This window comes from Psychrobacter sp. PSi21 (assembly GCF_054960615.1).
Window position 1 is genome coordinate 146717 of sequence record NZ_JBHNYR010000007.1, and the last position, 17151, is coordinate 163867.

Here is a 17151-nt window from a genome sequence, read left to right on the forward strand (position 1 = left end):
ATCTTATGATGTCTCCATTAAATCATTAAAAGCCTTGGTGATAATGACCGTGATAGAAGGTATCTATGAGACAGCTTTATCTTGGTCTTATATAACGTCATGCTTGAGTTGTGGTTACTGCTCTGCCGCGATGTCACGCGGTTACATCCTATCCAGTACTAGGGCTGGTTCATGTCCCAAGCAATGGTAAACCCATTTTTATAGCGCAAATCAATCGACTGCATCTCATCACGGCGCTCGCTAAGCTGATTGCCCAATAACTGACTTAAGCTCAGTAATTTCTGCGCGGTATTTTCGTTATCGACAATCACACGTAAACCGTTATCAAAACGTACCAACCATGTCATACGCGGGGTCAGGATAATATCTACTACCCGCATACCAAGCGGTGCGTACCAGTCATTAATTTGCTGCATTTGCTGCATGATGACTGGCGCTTTTGACTGCTCACCTTGTAAGGTGGCATAGTCGCTACGGCTTAGCTCGGCACTATCAGCGGGGACATATACCGAGCCTTTGGCATCAATCAAACGCTCAGTGCCAAAATTGGCCACCGCTTGCTTAGGCAGTGCCGTCAATACGATACCGCGCTGCCAATCACGGGTGACGCTGACTTGATCAACCCAAGGCAAACCAACAGCGATATCACGTAAGGCTTGCAAGTCAGTCGTAAAAAAATTACTCACGGCTTGCTGATCCATCGTGCGCTGGAGCACTTGATATTGGGCACTGTTTAAGTTTTCGGCACTGATTTCAATCTTGGCAGGCGGGGCGTCGCGTAGGGCTTTGCCGCCCATAAATAATATCAGCAGCAGCAACGCACCCATGACGGCCATAATGAGATATTTGGCAGAGGTTGGTATTGGCATACTGCGTTTTGGACGGCGGTCATTATTACTCATCACGTCAGCTACGTCATTGACAGTTTGAGCCATGATTGTTTGTATTCCTATATCCAAATCTGATGTTGCTAACCGCGATCACCGCTGCCTAAAACCTGCTATCGCCATTGATAATGACCGTCGATTTTTAATCAACGGCTATTGATTTTACATGAGTTTTTGACATTTTCACGAAAAATTCAGTAAAGTCAATATTGATAGACGCGTCCTTTGCAATATTAACGCATTTTGCCTATAAACAATAGCACAACACTGGCTGCAGCGCATGAAGTTACACAAGTTTACATTAAAATTGGCAATGACCACAATGAGATAGCTTCCTACCTGTGCACCTAGTGACCATTGCCATCATCTTGACGGTATGAAGCAAAGTGTTAACCACCAATTATGCTGCAGTATCCGTCGCTAATGTTTGCGATAAAATGTGCCAGCATAGGCTATCAAAGTCCATACCATGCGCTTTGGCCGCCATCGGCACCAGACTATGACTGGTCATACCAGGCACGGTATTGATCTCTAACAACCAAAAGTTGCCATTGTGATCTTGCATGGCATCAATGCGGCCCCAGCCTTTGGCATCGACTGCGCGAAAAGCAGCTAAGCTTAAGGCTTGTAAGTGCTGTTCTTCGCTGTCACTTAAGCCGCAAGGGATATAGTAGCTGGTGTCATTACGGTTGTATTTGGCTTCAAAATCATAAAAATTGGTAATATCTGCTGGCTCTAAGCGAATCACAGGATAGGCCTCATCGTCGATAATCACGATGGTAAATTCGCGGCCTGTGATCCAGCGCTCCGCCATGACCGCGTCACCGCAATCAGCCGCAGTGGCGTAAGCCGCAGGCAGCTGATCTAAATGATTGACCTTAGTCATACCAATGCTTGAGCCTTCATGAACAGGCTTGATAATGATCGGTAAACCCAAAGTATTGACCACTTGTTGCCAGTCGGTATCCGCAGTCAGCAGTGAGAACGGCGCGGTAGACAAACCGCAGCCTTGCCACAACTGCTTGGTACGTACTTTATCCATACCCAGCGCTGAGGCCATCACGCCTGAACCCGTTTGCGGAATGTCCATCCACTGTAGTACGCCTTGTAGTACCCCATCTTCACCGCCGCGGCCATGCAAGACGTTAAAGACTCGGTCATACTCGCGCAGCTCGGTGATGTCTTGATACTTGGGATCAAAATGTACAGCATCGACGCCTTGGTTTTGTAGCGCTTGTAACACCGCGGCGCCGCTGTCGAGTGACACGCTGCGTTCATTGCTGCTGCCGCCATATACCACAGCCACACGACCAAAAATACTGGGGTCTTTTGATATCGCCTCGTTGCTACTCTTGGCCTCTAAAGGCTCAGTAGCAAAGTCGGTATTTTGGCTGCCCTTGTGGTTATCAGCGGACGTCTTTAAGCTTTGATCGATCATAATGATGAATCCTATCGTGCGGTCTGGCACCAATAACGGCGCGCGACTATAAATTACAATGAAAGCGTATTGGCATATCTGACATTAGTCTAGGCGTTAAGATATAACTCATTGGCCGCCAATTCAATAGCAATCTGGCCCACGTTACCCGCGCCTTGCGTCAGTAATAGGTCGTTGGCCTTTAACAAGCGCTGCATGACTGGCGCGATATGGTCTTTGTCAATAATCGTCGGCTCAACAGCACCGCGCAGACGGATACTGCGTGCCAGTGTCTTGGTATCTGCGCCGATAATTGGGCTTTCTCCAGCAGAATACACATCGAGCAACAGCAGTTCGTCAACCGTCGACAGCACTTCAACAAAATCATCAAAACAATCACGCGTACGGCTGTAACGGTGCGGCTGGAACAACATGACCAAACGGCGGTCAGGGAAACTTTGGCGCGCCGCTTTGATGGTGGCATCCACTTCTTTTGGATGATGGCCATAATCATCGATTAGTAATACGTTGCCATCATCAAGGGCGACTGAAGCATGTTGCTCAAAGCGGCGGCCAACACCTGCAAATTTTTGTAGTGCCCGCTTGATGGCCTCATCGTCTACGCCTTCATCGGTGGCCATGGTGATGGCGGCTAAGGCGTTATACACGTTATGAATACCAGGAATGTTTAAGGTCAGGCGTAACGGCTCACGGTCACGGCGCAACACGGTAAAATGCGTCTTGGTGCCCTCACTCACCACATCAATGGCTTGGACATCATTATAAGGCTCAAGACCAAAGGTCAACACGGGACGTGAGATGTCATCAATCATCGCGTACAGTTCAGGGTCATCACCGCAAACAACTGCCAAACCATAAAACGGCATGTTTTGCAAAAACTGAATATAGGCTGCTTTTAGTTTATCGAAGCTGTTTTCATAGGTTTCCATATGATCTTGATCGATATTGGTCACGATCGCCGCCATCGGATGCAAGGACAAAAATGACGCATCCGATTCGTCCGCTTCAGCAACCAAAAAGCGGCTACTACCAAGCGCGGCATTTTTACCTGACGCATTGAGCTTACCACCGATGACATAAGTTGGATCCAGCTCCCCTTCAGCAAGCATGGTAGTCAGCAAGCTGGTAGTGGTGGTTTTGCCATGCGCGCCCGCAACGGCGATACCGTGACGATAACGCATCAGCTCACCAAGCATGTCTGCGCGGCGCACCACAGGCAAGCGGGCTTTGAGCGCGGCCATCACTTCAGGGTTACTGCGGTCAATGGCGGAAGACACCACCAGCACATCTGCGTTGGCGATATTTTTTGAGTCATGGCCGATGAATATTTCGATACCAATACTCTGTAGACGCTGGGTAACTGGGCTTTCGTTAATGTCTGAGCCGCTCACGTGATAGCCTTGATTGCACATCACCTCAGCGATACCGCACATACCAGAGCCACCAATGCCAACAAAATGTAGATGCTGAATACGGCGCATTTCAGGAATTTCGATCAAGCGTTTTGGCAACGTTTTACTGGCTGGCGTGGTAGCTGGCTGGTTGGCAAATTCTGTGGGAGACATAACGGTTTCTCTATAATAAGGGGAGTAAAATCAGACAATGTGAAATAGCGCTAGCAAAACCAAAGGTCAAAAAAACCGATAGTCGGTCATGATAATTGGTTTTTTTAATACTGGCTATATTAAGCTTTAGACGCGAGCGTCTTTTCAATAAGATCAGCAACTTGCTGACTGGCACCGCGATGGGCTAAAGCATGGCCTTTTTTAGCCATGTCCAGACAGCGCTGGCGATCAAGCGACGCAAGCTCTTGACTGAGTCGCTGCGCCGTCATGTCGCGCTGTGGCAGTAAAATCGCGGCATCATGCGCGGTTAGGGTACGCGCGTTTGCCGTTTGGTGATCGTCAACCGCATGCGGTAGCGGCACAAAAATCGCAGCGATACCGACATTTTGGATCTCAGTTACGGTCAGCGCCCCAGCACGGCAAACGATAATATCAGCCCAGTTGTAAGCGGCAGCCATATCATCGATAAAGGGCTGTACGGTAAACTGATGATTGTCCAGCGCTTCATGCTCATAAGCAGACCGCGTGGCTGGCTCGTTATTGCGTCCGCATTGATGACGAACGTCAAAGGGGCGATCCAATAATGCCAGCGCTTTTGGCACAGTTTCATTGAGCACTTGCGCGCCCAGTGAGCCGCCCACCACCAACAATCTCAGCGGTGAAGTATCATTAAGATCATAGCGCGTCTCTGGTGCACTGACACCCGTGATGGTATTGCGTACTGGGTTTCCAACGGTTTCCAACTTGTGATCTAACTGGCTGTTGGCAAAGGTATTTTCAAATGCCTGCATGACCCTAGTAGCAATTTTGGCCAAATAGCGATTACTCATACCCGCAATAGCATTTTGCTCATGAATCATCAGCGGCGTGCCCGTCATCCGTGCGGCAAGACCACCCGGCGCGGAAACATAACCACCAAAGCCGACCACCATGTCGATATTGTTGCTACGAATCACTTTAATGGCGGCCATGGTCGCCGACAACAGCGTGACTGGCAGCTTAAGCATGCGTCCCATGCCTTTACCGCGTAAGCCTTGCATGGCAATGGGATGAAACGCGTAGCCAACAGGCTTGACCAAGTCGTTTTCCATCCCATTGGGCGTGCCCAGCCAATGAATGACCGCGCCGCGCTGCGTCAATACTTCTGCGACTGCCAAAGCTGGAAACACATGCCCACCTGTACCAGCAGCCATCATTAATATGTGCGGTGTCTTCATCAACGCTTGCCTTTTTATTGTCTAAATCTATGGGAGGTAGTGGCTGGTTTGCTTGTGCCAAACACGGCGCTGTGGGCGCAAAATTTGGCATAGTATAGAGCAAACCATGCGCACATACACCGTGTTTTGTTACTCATTTTTTGGGCAAAATAACAACCGTAATTTTTCTGATTTCGCCCTTGTTTATGCCGAACACTTACCATAAAAATGGTGATCATCATCACGCAGCGCAGGCAATACGGGCATCAATATCTGCGATTATCAGCAGCGTGCTTCTATCGCCACCATCAATTGTGTGGCAATGTCGGTACCGCACTGTTTGTCGATCTCGCGGACGCACGTTGGACTGGTCACGTTGATTTCCGTAATGCGCGCGCCGATCAAATCAAGCCCCACAAACAAAAGGCCTTTTTCTTTGACAATCGGTGCGACAGCTTCGGCCACTTTACGCTCAGCATCGGTGATGGGCATGGCCACACCGCGACCGCCTGCGGCCAGATTGCCACGCGTCTCGCCTTTACTTGGAATACGTGCCAAGCAGTAATCGACCACCTCACCATCAACGATCAATACGCGCTTATCACCGTCTGCAATCTCTGGCAAGTAGCGCTGCGCCATAATCGGTAGGGTCTCAAGCTCAGTGAGCATTTCGAGCGTGGCACCAATGTTGGGGCTGTCTTCGGTCAATCGAAAAATACCAGTGCCACCCATGCCATCTAACGGCTTGACGATCACGTCTTGGTAGTCACTGATAAACTGGCGAATATGTGCTTGCTTGCTGGTCACAATGGTGGGGCTCATGTATTCACTAAACCACGTAGCAAGCAGCTTTTCGTTGCAATCACGAATCGCTTTTGGATCATTAACCACCAGTACGCCCGCAGCTTTGGCATGGTCGAGCATATAGGTTGCATAAATAAAACGCATATCAAACGGCGGGTCTTTACGCATCAAAATCACATCATAATCTGAGATGGGTGCCGTCTTTTTATCACTTAACGTATAAAAGTGATCAGGATCACGCTGCACGCTGACCGCTTGTGCGTCAACGCGCAGTTGCCCTTGATCGAGCCACAAGTCATGAATTTGACAATAGCCAAGCTGATGGCCGCGATCTTGCGCCGCCCACATCATCGCAAGCGTGGTGTCTTTTTGATAATTCACCCGCTCGATAGGGTCCATAATGACAAGTATGTGCAACGACTGCTTGGTATTCGCTGGGGTCATGAGAGCGCTCACTTAATAGTAATCATAAAAGGATAAAAATGGCGACCAAAGGCGAAAAATTAAAAATTATACGCCGTATTGTTCGCGGTAATGCTGCATTTTTGCAAGTTGGGTAGCGTCTTGATGCGCGCTGCTGGTATTGGCCAAATAGCCAATCAGATCGTCCATGTCAACAAGCGCACGGACAGGCACCTCTAAGGTTGCTGCAAGCTCTTGAATGGCAGAATGCTCAGCCAAGCCTTTTTCTTTACGATCTAGGGCGACGATAATACCTGCCACACTCGCGCCAGCAGCATTTAGGATATCGACCACTTCGCGCATAGCGGTACCTGCGGTGATGACATCATCTAAAATCCAGACTGATTTGCCGCTCACGTCTGTGCCGACCAAGTTGCCACCTTCGCCGTGAGTCTTGGCTTCTTTGCGGTTATAACCCCATTTGGCATTGATACCATGATGTAGCCATAATGCCTGCGCGGTCGCTGCCACAAAGGGGATGCCTTTATACGCGGCACCAAAAATGACCAGTTCATCGTTGCTGGTACGGTCATCGCTTTGGATTTGATCCGCAAGCGCTTGTGCATAGCCGCGTGCCAATAGCGAGAGCATCTCCCCAGTAGCCAATAGGCCTGCATTAAAAAAGTAAGGACTGATGCGGCCAGACTTGAGGATAAACTCGCCAAACTTTAACACGCCATTGTCTAAAGCCAGCTGGATAAAACGGTGCGATGAAAATGAGTCAGTATGCATGAAGCGTCCTTATGGTCAAATATGTATCAGCAAAAAATTGGCATTATTGTACGCATTATTGCTCAGCTTGACCAACCATTGATGTGGTAGTCCTGCATATTGGCGTAGCGCGTCAGCAACCCGCAGCGTGACGAGAGGTTAAAACAACACTCGCCATCGGCACGCACCTGTATATCCCAGCCCAAATAGTGGGCAGCGACGATGATGTGACCTGCGAATAAGCGAATCTGACGATAATGGTCGCGGCGGGCGGGTGAGACCGTAATCTGACTGAGCAAATAGCTGCGCACATGCTGGCAGATGTCGGTAGCACAATAGCTGGTATTGATGCTCTGACGCGTGTCGCACTGCTTAAGTGCCTGTACCGCGACGCTACACGCCATGATATCGGTACTTAAGCTACCCAAACCGCTATCAAAATCCTGTGGCTGCAAAATAACCTGCCAATCATCAGCATAAGCACTGCTGAGCAGCTCATCAGGGTCATAGCGCTTGGTGACGGCGCGTAGGCTCATATTGTTTTGCGTATCATTTGCTTTGGCTGACATAGTGTTGTCGGACTTGGCTTTTTCAAGCTTGTCTTTCTCAAGCCTGGTTTGGTCAGACTCAGGTTGTTTAGACTCAGTCACAAAGCCATAGCGCGTCAGCGCGGGATAATCTCGCAGCGCACTTTGAATATCGGCCATATCGAGCAGCAAAAGCGGCTCAAGCGAGGACAATAACGGCTGGCTGCTGTGGTTGTAATAAAAGCTGTCAGGCAGCTCAATCAGCTTGGCCGCTTGTAGTAATGCCAAATGCTCGGCAAAAGGCTCAGATGCCATCAGTTGCCATTTGGATAAGTTACGGCGGCTGGGCTGGTAGACAGCATTTTGACCATACAAGCGGCGCAGCTGACGGTTCATCCGCCGCGCAGGCTCAGGAATGTCTTGTAGCGAGCGCGCCGGATCAAGCGGCGTTTGTTTAGGGTCAAAGTTGGGGTGCACGATGGCAGGCTGACCACTTGACTCAGCCTGCGCTTCTGTTGGCTTGTCCTGTCCGACTGCCTCTTTGGACACGGGCAAACCATCATCAGAAGTAAGGGGCTGGGTCATAGTGGCTCCGTGAGCGGTAAGATCAATTCAATCATGATGATAAAGGGTATTTGGCTTTATTGCTGTTGCTGTTGCTGTTGCTGTTGCTGTTGCTGTTGCTGTTGCTGTTGCAGAATATCAGCATATCCCGTTTGCCAATCAGGATAAGCAAGCCACGTCAGCGGAATATTGCTGTGCAGTCGTTTGCCCGTTACCGCCGTCTGCGTGCTGTCCGCCGTAGGGACAGGCGTACCCAACTGCTGACTCAACCATGTGCTCAGGGTCAGCGTGGTCACAGGTCGATAATCGGTGGCGATGTATAGTGGCTCAGGGTTGTCGCTCGTCAATACACGGCTGACAATGGTCACCAGATCGCGATCCATAATGCGATTGCTCCAGTGCGTTTGCGGCATGGGCGCTTTGTCCGTCTCTTTGGCATGACGCAGCCGCATCAAGCGCTCGCGGCCATAAATACCGCTTGGGCGAATGATGACCGCTTTGTCACCAAAACCTTGCTGTAAGGCTTGTTCTGCTTGCAAAATTACTTTGGAGGCAGCCCGTGACGGCGTTTTCGGTGTGGTATGCACATCTATCCACTCGCCTGCATCCTCCCCATAAATACCTGTTGAGGAGATAAATACCACACGCTCAAGCGCATTCAGCTGCGGCGCAAGCGAGGCCAAATGCTGGCAAATGTGCAAATAGCTGCGCTCATAACCACTGGCGCAGTATTCATCTGGAGTCACGATAACGGCAATATGGGTAAAATCGCTCAGCTGCTCAGCACTCACAGTCAACGCATCCGCTTGGATAAAATCGGCGTTGGCATCAAGTGCATAATGGGCGCGGTTTTGGCGTGCCAGCCCAGTGATTTTTTTATCCTGCACCGCCAGCGTGTTGGTCACGGGTAAGCCAATATCGCCCTGCCCGATGATTAAGCCTTGCCAAGTACGCATCGTGATTCCTTCTGTTCTGGTATTGTCTGGTATTAAAAATAGCGTCGATAAGACACCTGCACGTCACTGCTTTGAGCAACGCGGTCTTGCCAATCATAATTGGCCTCAAGACGCAGCGCTTGCTGACGGTCAACATCATACTGTAACCCCAGCATGGTGACAGGCTGCCAATAGTGGCCGCGCACGTCTGAATCTTTGCTGCTGCCATGATACCAATATGGCAGTTGTAATTGGGCTTGTACGCGTAACTGATTGTTAATCTGGTAGTCACAGCCAGCATGTAGCCCAGCCCCGACGCGAAATCCTTTGTTGATACCCTTGCCCACTTGTGCTGTACCTGCGGCTAAGGTGTAACACAATTGCGGCGGCATCTCTCCCGTTACTTCGCTTGCCTGCTGCTGATAGACATGCGGCGTACCAAATGCCCACGACCAGCCCGTCTCGTAGCTGGCGCTACCGACCAAATGCGCTTCACCTCCTTGCTGAGAGCCATCATTGACCTGTTTGGCCTCAATGCTGGTGCCCCAGCTTTTGCCCTTCTTGGCGGTATTGACTGGGTTAAAAGAACGGCCACGAATCAACGTCGCGTTCTGTAACACCACGCGATCAGACGCTGCACCCGCCTGCCCATGGTCAGCGTCATACAGTCGCAAGGTCGCCGCCGCACCTTCTAGGTTAAAAAACTGAGAAAACCCTGACGGACGATCAAGCAAATCATGATAGCCTGCGCGCACCTTAAGATCGGTATACCACTGCTCACCACGCTGCCCGACACCGATGCTTGCCATTTGTAGTGGATGGCGATCTAACGGGTTGTTATCTGACGGACTGATGGGCAAATCCAGCAGACGTTGACCACCAGCAGAAACGCTTGAGGTGCTGTCAATCTTGCTATTAGATGCTGGTGATAAATCTTGCTTAGCGGCTTGATTGCGCTGCGCTTGTCTGACAGTGCCGTCTGACGGCGTGTAATGATGCGCGCCTAACAGTTGCTCTCGATCAAGCAGCTGAATCACATCGGAAGGAATCACCGCATAAGGCAGCTGGCTGAGCAACTGCTGCTGCGGACGCACCACATCAATCAGCCGCAAAATCTCAGACGCACAGTTGTCAGTGGTAAAATAATACGGCAGTGATAAATCTTTAGTCTCCCAAACATGGCGCATGATCTGTTGTCTTTCAGCAGCAGTCAACGCCAGCGCATAAGTCCACACATCACGCTCATCATCTTTTAGATATTGCGCCAACTTTTTGGGATAGGGGTCGATCTCGATGATATTGTCATAGCCACCTGTCATTGACTTGACGGCATACAGCACAAACGGATCATCAGGATTGCCGTCGACCGTATCATTTAAGGCATGCGCGTCTTGAATATTATCAAAATCGGCAGCGCCCGTTTGCGAATCAATCCTTAGCAATGTATGGGCAAAGGCCGACTGCGGGTTGTCCAAATACTCTTGAGCAAACATCACTGACAACTGCTTGGGTGACAACATGGTCATCCACTCATCAAACTCAGGACATGCGCTTTGTATGTTTTGTAAGTCAGGATCATCTATCTTTAGCATGCGACTAACCCAGTGCACACGCGCAGGAAAGCGGCAAAGCACAGAATCGGTTGCATTTTTAGATGACGCCTCTGCCACGCCACTATTCATCTCTTGGTCCAAGGCCACCAATAAAGCATCAAGCTCCGCTGCCGCGTCATGCTGACCGTTATCGGACAGATAAAAGCGCGGATCAGCAACCAAGCTCGATGCTGCTTTTTTGTCTTGAATGCCTTTATTGTTATCGACAAAGTACAACAGTCGTCGCCATGTGGTCTGCTCAGCCAGATTGGCTGCTGTGGCAGCGGCGCGCCATGTGGCCAGTCGCTGGGATGTAGCAGCAGGTTGATTCAGAGCGATGCGCTGGGCCTCTGGTGTCGGCACGGTATCAGCCAGTGTGCCCGTCTGGACAACCGACAGCGGCGTGGGCAAAACGGCGTGCGCGGATAGCGACAGTAGTGACGTGGCCAGCATCATAGACACACCAGCAACAACCCACGAGCGGTAAGCAGATGCAAGATTGGCTGGCAAAGCAGTAACAAGGTCATTTGTGGTTGGCATGGTGCAGCACTCACGTTTGGGCGTTAATGGGCTAATTTCTGGAATCATAAAGGTGATGGGCTATATATATAGCAGATCGCTGACTGCTTGCGCTATTGGATTTTGCATACCAAGGTATTTTTGCACGGGTTTTAAAGGACTTTTGTAGCCGATAGGCGTATTTGCCGCTATCGGCGCTGCGCCTTAATCGTATTTACGCTAAAATCGGCGTTTACTTTAATCGTGGCGCGCACCTATTGCGCTTGCCACACGACCACTTTTCACCACTTCGCACCACCACCGAGATCGCTATGCCAAGCCCTACCCCCACTGCCGCACCGATGACCATCACTCATGGCCGCTTGTCTGCCGCCACATGGCTGTGTTCGCCAAATCAAAATACACGCCCTGACGGCATGAGTATCGATACCATCGTCATTCATAATATCAGTCTACCGCCCAATGAGTTTGGCGCGTGTGACGATACTGGGCAGCATTATGTCAAGGCGCTATTTACCAATCAGTTAGACTGGGATGCTCACCCCTATTTTCAGACCATCAAAGGCGCTGAGGTGTCAGCACATCTACTGATTGAGCGCGATGGCCATCTCACCCAGTTTGTCAACTGTGACGCACGCGCATGGCATGCAGGCCGCTCAAGCTACCTTGGGCGCACTGACTGTAATGATTATAGCATTGGTATTGAGCTTGAAGGCTCTGATTTTACTGCCTTCACTGAGGTGCAATATGAGGTGCTGGCACAGGTTATCACGGCCATTTATCAAGCCTATCCCAAAACGCGGCGACATCTCACTGGCCATAGTGATATTGCCCCCAAGCGAAAAACCGACCCTGGCGACTATTTTGAATGGTCACGACTGCGGGCGCTGCTGGCAAGTCGCAACCAAACTGGCGAGACGCCTGCTGAGGATACACCAAAAGACAGTATAAACGCTTGAGAAAAATAACCTAGGGCGTATGATCATGTCGATAGCGAGGCTTAGCCCGTTTAAGACCGCTATCGCCGAAGTGATGACGCGCACGCGCGCGGCATTTTCATCAGCAATCCATTTATCCCTATGCTGAAGATGCTATAATCCGTCAGTTTTTTGACGTTAGCAAATTAAGCACAATAGGTTCTCATGGCAAAAAGTCGATTGTTTCGTTCTACCATGGTGGTCAGTAGTATGACCATGTTGTCTCGTATTTTGGGACTGGTACGTGATGTGGTGTTGTTAAGTGTGTTTGGTGCTGGCGGCTTGATGGATGCCTTTTTGGTCGCTTTTAAGATCCCCAATTTTTTGCGGCGGTTGTTTGCCGAAGGCGCATTTAGCCAAGCGTTTGTCCCCGTATTATCAGAATACAAAGAAAAATACACCCTGCAACAAGTACAAATTTTAATCAGTCGCACCTCAGGGGCGCTATTGCTGATTTTATCCATGCTGACCGTGGTGGTGATTTTGATTGCGCCGTGGGTGGTGACCTTATTTGCCCCAGGCTTTGCCGATCAACCTGAAAAATTTGCCACTACCTCAGAGCTGCTGCGACTCACCTTCCCTTACTTACTCTTTATTTCGATGACTGCGTTTGCCAGCGGTATTTTGCAAAGCTATGGCCGTTTTGCTGCGCCTGCCTTTGCACCTGTGCTGATGAACTTATGTATGATTGGCGCGGCGCTGATTTTTTCGCCAATGTTTGACACGCCAATCATGGCACTTGGTTATGCGGTGGCCATTTCAGGGTTGCTCCAGTTATTTCTCCAGCTGCCTCAGCTATGGCAACAAAAACTGCTGGTCGCCCCAAAAATTGATTTTCAGCACGAAGGCGTCAAACGTATTCTTAAGCTGATGCTACCTGCGATCTTTGGGGTATCAGTCACGCAGATTAACTTGCTATTAAATACTGTCTTTGCATCACTGATGATTGGTGGCTCAGTATCGTGGCTATATGCGGCTGAGCGTATGAGTGAGTTGCCACTCGGTCTGATTGGTGTGGCAATTGGTACGGTGATTTTGCCCAGCCTTTCTGCCAGTGAAGCCAAAAAAGACGATGTAACGTTTAAAAAGACCATCGACTGGGCAGCACGTCTGATTATTTTAATCGGCTTGCCTGCCGCTGCAGCGTTGTTTGTCCTCTCAGAAACCCTGATGGAAGCGCTGTTTTTGCGCGGCGAGTTTTCGCTACGTGACGCGCAAATGAGTGCGCTGGCGCTGCGCAGTATGGCAGGCGGTATTTTGGGCTTTATGCTGATCAAAATCTTTGCCCCCGCCTTTTTTGCGCGGCAAGATACCCGTACCCCTGTCAAGATTGGCATCATTTCTGTCTTTGCCAATATGCTCTTTAGTGTACTATTTATCGGTATTTTTTACTTTTTTGACATGCCCTTACATGGCGGCTTAGCGCTGGCAACGACAGGAGCCTCCTTTGTTAACGCAGGCTTGTTGTATTACTTCTTGCACAAGCGCGGTATCTTCCAGTTTGGCCCGCACTGGAAAAAAATATTTGCACAATTTGTACTTTCGACCAGTGCGATGGTCGCTGCGCTGTACCTGATGCTGCCTTACTTCCCTACTGGCGCGGCGCAGTGGCAACGGCTGATTGCCCTACTGCTGATTTGTGTTGGTGGTGCATTGGTTTATGGCGTTGTGCTGATCGCCACTGGCTTTAGACCGCATCAACTCAAACACGGCTAAAACAGCAAGGTTGGTTTGGCTTTGTTTACCAAACCAACACACGCTGCGCGCAATTTTGCACTGTCAGCAGGCGTGTGAACCGTCATAATGACCCATTCATATATTTTGGTTTTATTCATTGGTAAACTTGAGGTTTGATATGAACGCAAAACGCCTGATGGGTCAACGACTGCCTACCTTGCTCGCAACGTCTATTTTGGGCACAGGGCTATTGATAGGTTGTAGCGATAAAGCGAGTACCGAAGCCGCTGCCAGCGAACCAGCTGCAGAAGTACAAACAGACACAGCAGCGGTGGCAACGCCAACTGACGCCGCCCCTGAGAGCGCAGAGACAACCGATACGGCCATGAGTGACAGCATGGATATGGACAATCAAACCGATGACGCTGCCTTTGCCAGCGCCGCAGCTACCGATACAGCCAGCGCTGACCCTGTCGGCACAGCACCAGCAAGCAGCACCCAAGATCAGCAAAGCCTGTTAACCAACCCCAGCACCACCACAGGTAGCCCAGAAGATACCGTCAAAAAAGCCCTAGACAGCTTATATTATGGTAGTGCCAAAGACGCAGCGAATTATTATCAAGTGGATATGGCCAACTTTGCAGAAGAGCTGGCCAACACCCAAGACGCTTTTCAACAAACGGTTGAAAGCGTGACCCTCATGGATACCACCTACAACGATGACAAAACCCGCGCCACCATTGACGGTGAGATCAAGCTCAAAGGCCAAAATACCCGCGAACCCTTGACTTACCAACTACAAAAAATCGATGGCCGCTGGAAAATCTTAGGCTAACAACCCTGACTATATGGCTTGCGTTTGGTCAGAGGGTGAGACCGCTTTGCCCAGCATCACCACATCGGCAATAAAGCCTTGCATGTCACAAACGTGCGGCATATAGCCCCATTGGGCAAAGCCAAACTTTTTAAACAGCGCAAGGCTTGGTTGATTGTGGGCAAAAATCAGCGCCACCACATTACAAATACCCAGTGCTGGCGCTTCGGCGATCATCCAGCGAATCAGTGCGCTGCCAAGCCCTCGGCCTTGATAATCATCGTGCAAATAAATGCTGATTTCGGTGCTGATATGATAAGCAGGACGCGCGTATAGGTCACTAAAACTGCCCCAAGCGACCATGTCAGTGCTGCCATTTTCGTCTGGATGGGTTCTGACCACATAAATGGGGCGCGCATGGCTGTTGAGATGCTCATCGAACCACGCGCGGCGCTCTTCAGGGGTCGCTGGCGTCAGCTGCGCAGTTGCGGTCTTCCCAGCGATGCTTTGATTGTACACCGCCAAAATCGCAGGCAGATCATCGTGACTGGCATGTGTTATGGTAAAGTCATCCGTCAGCCGTGTGGCTACTTGCGCTTTTAAATCATTAGACATGGCTATCCTTATTATAGATGGTCAATGGTTAGTGATGTGAGTGGCGCTATTTTACTTTATAATGACAGACTTTGAGCGCCTAAACCGCCACAAACACTGTTGTTTTTTCGCTTTTACAAGGTCTTATCATAGCTGCAAATTTATGAATATTTATTTTCTTGAGCAACTGATTACCCCTAAAGATGCTGTAGCAAACCCCGCGAGCGGTGCAGCGCGCGTGGTGCTGCCACCTTGTGTATTAACAATTGGCAATTTTGACGGCGTACATCTGGGTCATCAGGCCATGCTGGCAAAAATGCACGCGCTGGCAGAGGCAAAGCAGCTCAGCTCGGCGGTGATGATATTTGAGCCGCAGCCGCGTGAGTTTTTTGCGCCAGCCAAAGCTCCCGCCCGCTTAACCAACTTGGCTGAAAAGCAGGCGCTTTTGGCCGAACAAGGTGTTGAAACCTTAATCGTGGCCAATTTTGATGCAGACTTTCGTGCCCTGAGTGCCAAAGCGTTTGCTGATATGCTGGCTCAGTGTCTGAATGTACAGGCATTGGTGCTGGGTGATGACTTCCGTTTTGGTCACGACCGCACAGGCGACAGTCAATTTTTGCGCAACTATGGCCTAGAGGTGACCAATCTTGACACCGTGACCGATAGCGGCACTGACGAACGGATCAGCTCTACACGGGTGCGCGACTGTCTATTGGCAGGTGAGCTTGATGCGGCTAAACATCTACTGAGTCGTGATTATGCCATTACCGGTGATGTGGTACGCGGCGATCAGATTGGGCGTACCATGGCGTTCCCAACTGCCAACATTGCACTAGATCGAATAAAACCTGCTTTGCACGGTATCTATGCCGTGGATGTGGTGCGCTTGGATGAACAGGGTCAAATCATACCTGATGGGCTGTTAGAAAAAGCCGTGGATGGCAAAACAGGACTGGCTGGACTGCGCCCAAACAGCTTGTTTGGCACAGCCAATATTGGCACGCGCCCCTCTGTTGACAAAGGCTCAGCGTGGCGACTCGAAGTGCACTTCCCCCAGCTACAAGCCGATCTATACGATCAGACATTACAAGTTCGCTTTTTGCACTTTTTACATGGTGAACGTCATTATGAAAATTTTGCGGCGCTAAAAGCAGGAATTACCAATGACGTGGAAGTCTTGCTTGATTGGCGCGAAAAGCAGCTTTCTTCATAAGCGAAAGGCAGATATTTTTAGGGCGTGTTTCTATTTTAAAAATAGTGATAAACGTTTGAATGAGGAACACGTCTCAGTATCTCAATATTGTTCATACGCCACAAAAAAACCACAAGTTCTCTTGTGGCTTTTTTATCGCTTAAATAGGTCTGCAAAGTAAGATGCTATTAAGCACTGGGGTGCATACGGACGTTCAGCTCATCAATCAACTCAACCCATGCGGCATCTTTTCGCCATTCTTCTTGTAAGAACATGCGCTGCTTTTCATCCCAAACATCAGACTCGACCAGTTTTTCATCCGCAGCCAGCTTGTTTTTGGCTATAAAGTCATCAATGGCTTCATCTGAGCTATCGAGCCCCAACTGGGCAAACAAATCATTCATTGTGTAATCAGGTTCACCTAACATCGTCTTCTCCTTGATCGTATTGATTTAATAATCATTACTGCTGGTTGTTTGTTATTATCGTCCGCGCTTGTTATGCGCTATATCACTTTGTTAGCGCGGTTCTTAAATACCGATAAAAGTATCTGTATCGCTTAAAACTGGCATTTATTGTAGCGTATCGCTGGGTAAAAGCGGTTATTCAACCTTACCAATTATGTTAACGTCTGTTTACTCATGGTCACTATGGCAAAATACTGTGTCAAAGCCGCAACCAAAAAAAAGCCCTCTGA

General features: G+C 49.7%; 15 protein-coding genes. 4 read left to right on the forward strand and 11 right to left on the reverse strand.

All coding sequences use genetic code 11. The annotated features are described in order from the left end of the window. Positions 1 to 158: 158 nt before the first annotated feature. From ACFI32_RS06935 to ACFI32_RS06975, 9 genes are all read right to left on the reverse strand, one after another. Positions 159 to 935, reverse strand: a complete 777-nt coding sequence (locus ACFI32_RS06935; RefSeq protein WP_462625775.1) for a cell division protein FtsQ/DivIB — start codon at positions 933 to 935, stop codon at positions 159 to 161. Between the two features lie 352 nt (positions 936 to 1287). Then, positions 1288 to 2325, reverse strand: a complete 1038-nt coding sequence (locus ACFI32_RS06940) for a D-alanine--D-alanine ligase (RefSeq protein WP_462625776.1) — start codon at positions 2323 to 2325, stop codon at positions 1288 to 1290. An 89-nt stretch (positions 2326 to 2414) separates the two neighbouring features. Then, entirely contained in the window at positions 2415 to 3890 is a 1476-nt protein-coding gene (murC, locus tag ACFI32_RS06945; protein WP_462625777.1) for a UDP-N-acetylmuramate--L-alanine ligase, read from the reverse strand. Positions 3891 to 4009: 119 nt separating this feature from the next. Then, a complete protein-coding gene (gene murG / locus ACFI32_RS06950) occupies positions 4010 to 5107 on the reverse strand; it encodes an undecaprenyldiphospho-muramoylpentapeptide beta-N-acetylglucosaminyltransferase (RefSeq protein WP_462625778.1) in 1098 nt (365 codons plus the stop codon). 261 nt (positions 5108 to 5368) lie between these two features. Beyond that, entirely contained in the window at positions 5369 to 6334 is a 966-nt protein-coding gene (gshB, locus tag ACFI32_RS06955) for a glutathione synthase (RefSeq protein ID WP_462625779.1), read from the reverse strand. A 66-nt stretch (positions 6335 to 6400) separates the two neighbouring features. Next, complete coding sequence (gene pyrE, locus ACFI32_RS06960) at positions 6401 to 7084, reverse strand: orotate phosphoribosyltransferase (RefSeq protein ID WP_462625780.1); 684 nt, start codon at positions 7082 to 7084, stop codon at positions 6401 to 6403. A 62-nt stretch (positions 7085 to 7146) separates the two neighbouring features. Further along, positions 7147 to 8175 (reverse strand): hypothetical protein, encoded by a 1029-nt coding sequence (locus tag ACFI32_RS06965; protein WP_462625781.1) that lies wholly within the window; start codon positions 8173 to 8175, stop codon positions 7147 to 7149. Positions 8176 to 8231: 56 nt separating this feature from the next. Continuing rightward, positions 8232 to 9110, reverse strand: coding sequence for an SDR family oxidoreductase (locus ACFI32_RS06970; RefSeq protein WP_462625782.1), 879 nt, complete (start codon positions 9108 to 9110; stop codon positions 8232 to 8234). Positions 9111 to 9142: 32 nt separating this feature from the next. Continuing rightward, a complete protein-coding gene (locus ACFI32_RS06975) occupies positions 9143 to 11221 on the reverse strand; it encodes an Lnb N-terminal periplasmic domain-containing protein (protein WP_462625783.1) in 2079 nt (692 codons plus the stop codon). 290 nt (positions 11222 to 11511) lie between these two features. Here ACFI32_RS06975 and ampD point away from each other — a divergent pair, with 290 nt between their 5' ends. The 3 genes from ampD to ACFI32_RS06990 all read left to right on the forward strand — a co-directional run bounded on the left by ampD (position 11512) and on the right by ACFI32_RS06990 (position 14689). After that, entirely contained in the window at positions 11512 to 12159 is a 648-nt protein-coding gene (gene ampD / locus ACFI32_RS06980) for a 1,6-anhydro-N-acetylmuramyl-L-alanine amidase AmpD (RefSeq protein ID WP_462625784.1), read from the forward strand. 183 nt (positions 12160 to 12342) lie between these two features. Further along, positions 12343 to 13893 (forward strand): murein biosynthesis integral membrane protein MurJ, encoded by a 1551-nt coding sequence (gene murJ, locus ACFI32_RS06985; RefSeq protein WP_462625785.1) that lies wholly within the window; start codon positions 12343 to 12345, stop codon positions 13891 to 13893. Positions 13894 to 14032: 139 nt separating this feature from the next. Continuing rightward, on the forward strand, positions 14033 to 14689 hold the full coding sequence (locus ACFI32_RS06990) for a nuclear transport factor 2 family protein (protein WP_462625786.1): 657 nt from the start codon (positions 14033 to 14035) through the stop codon (positions 14687 to 14689). 9 nt (positions 14690 to 14698) lie between these two features. On the opposite strand, the gene ACFI32_RS06995 is transcribed toward ACFI32_RS06990, so the two are convergent. After that, on the reverse strand, positions 14699 to 15283 hold the full coding sequence (locus tag ACFI32_RS06995) for an N-acetyltransferase family protein (RefSeq protein WP_462625787.1): 585 nt from the start codon (positions 15281 to 15283) through the stop codon (positions 14699 to 14701). A 142-nt stretch (positions 15284 to 15425) separates the two neighbouring features. Between ACFI32_RS06995 and ribF the strand changes: the two genes are divergently transcribed. Further along, complete coding sequence (gene ribF / locus ACFI32_RS07000; RefSeq protein ID WP_462625788.1) at positions 15426 to 16475, forward strand: riboflavin biosynthesis protein RibF; 1050 nt, start codon at positions 15426 to 15428, stop codon at positions 16473 to 16475. Positions 16476 to 16642: 167 nt separating this feature from the next. Here the strand turns inward: ribF and ACFI32_RS07005 are convergent, their stop codons facing one another. Continuing rightward, complete coding sequence (locus tag ACFI32_RS07005) at positions 16643 to 16882, reverse strand: DUF2789 family protein (RefSeq protein ID WP_462625789.1); 240 nt, start codon at positions 16880 to 16882, stop codon at positions 16643 to 16645. Between the last annotated feature and the right edge of the window lie 269 nt (positions 16883 to 17151).

Bases quoted from the DNA above. Each gene is read 5' to 3' on its own strand.
- ACFI32_RS06935 (WP_462625775.1), bottom strand. From the start codon at position 935: ATGGCTCAAACTGTCAATGACGTAGCTGACGTGATGAGTAATAATGAC.
- ACFI32_RS06940 (WP_462625776.1), bottom strand. From the start codon at position 2,325: ATGATCGATCAAAGCTTAAAGACGTCCGCTGATAACCACAAGGGCAGC.
- murC (WP_462625777.1), bottom strand. From the start codon at position 3,890: ATGTCTCCCACAGAATTTGCCAACCAGCCAGCTACCACGCCAGCCAGT.
- murG (WP_462625778.1), bottom strand. From the start codon at position 5,107: ATGAAGACACCGCACATATTAATGATGGCTGCTGGTACAGGTGGGCAT.
- gshB (WP_462625779.1), bottom strand. From the start codon at position 6,334: ATGACCCCAGCGAATACCAAGCAGTCGTTGCACATACTTGTCATTATG.
- pyrE (WP_462625780.1), bottom strand. From the start codon at position 7,084: ATGCATACTGACTCATTTTCATCGCACCGTTTTATCCAGCTGGCTTTA.
- ACFI32_RS06965 (WP_462625781.1), bottom strand. From the start codon at position 8,175: ATGACCCAGCCCCTTACTTCTGATGATGGTTTGCCCGTGTCCAAAGAG.
- ACFI32_RS06970 (WP_462625782.1), bottom strand. From the start codon at position 9,110: ATGCGTACTTGGCAAGGCTTAATCATCGGGCAGGGCGATATTGGCTTA.
- ACFI32_RS06975 (WP_462625783.1), bottom strand. From the start codon at position 11,221: ATGCCAACCACAAATGACCTTGTTACTGCTTTGCCAGCCAATCTTGCA.
- ampD (WP_462625784.1), top strand. From the start codon at position 11,512: ATGCCAAGCCCTACCCCCACTGCCGCACCGATGACCATCACTCATGGC.
- murJ (WP_462625785.1), top strand. From the start codon at position 12,343: ATGGCAAAAAGTCGATTGTTTCGTTCTACCATGGTGGTCAGTAGTATG.
- ACFI32_RS06990 (WP_462625786.1), top strand. From the start codon at position 14,033: ATGAACGCAAAACGCCTGATGGGTCAACGACTGCCTACCTTGCTCGCA.
- ACFI32_RS06995 (WP_462625787.1), bottom strand. From the start codon at position 15,283: ATGTCTAATGATTTAAAAGCGCAAGTAGCCACACGGCTGACGGATGAC.
- ribF (WP_462625788.1), top strand. From the start codon at position 15,426: ATGAATATTTATTTTCTTGAGCAACTGATTACCCCTAAAGATGCTGTA.
- ACFI32_RS07005 (WP_462625789.1), bottom strand. From the start codon at position 16,882: ATGTTAGGTGAACCTGATTACACAATGAATGATTTGTTTGCCCAGTTG.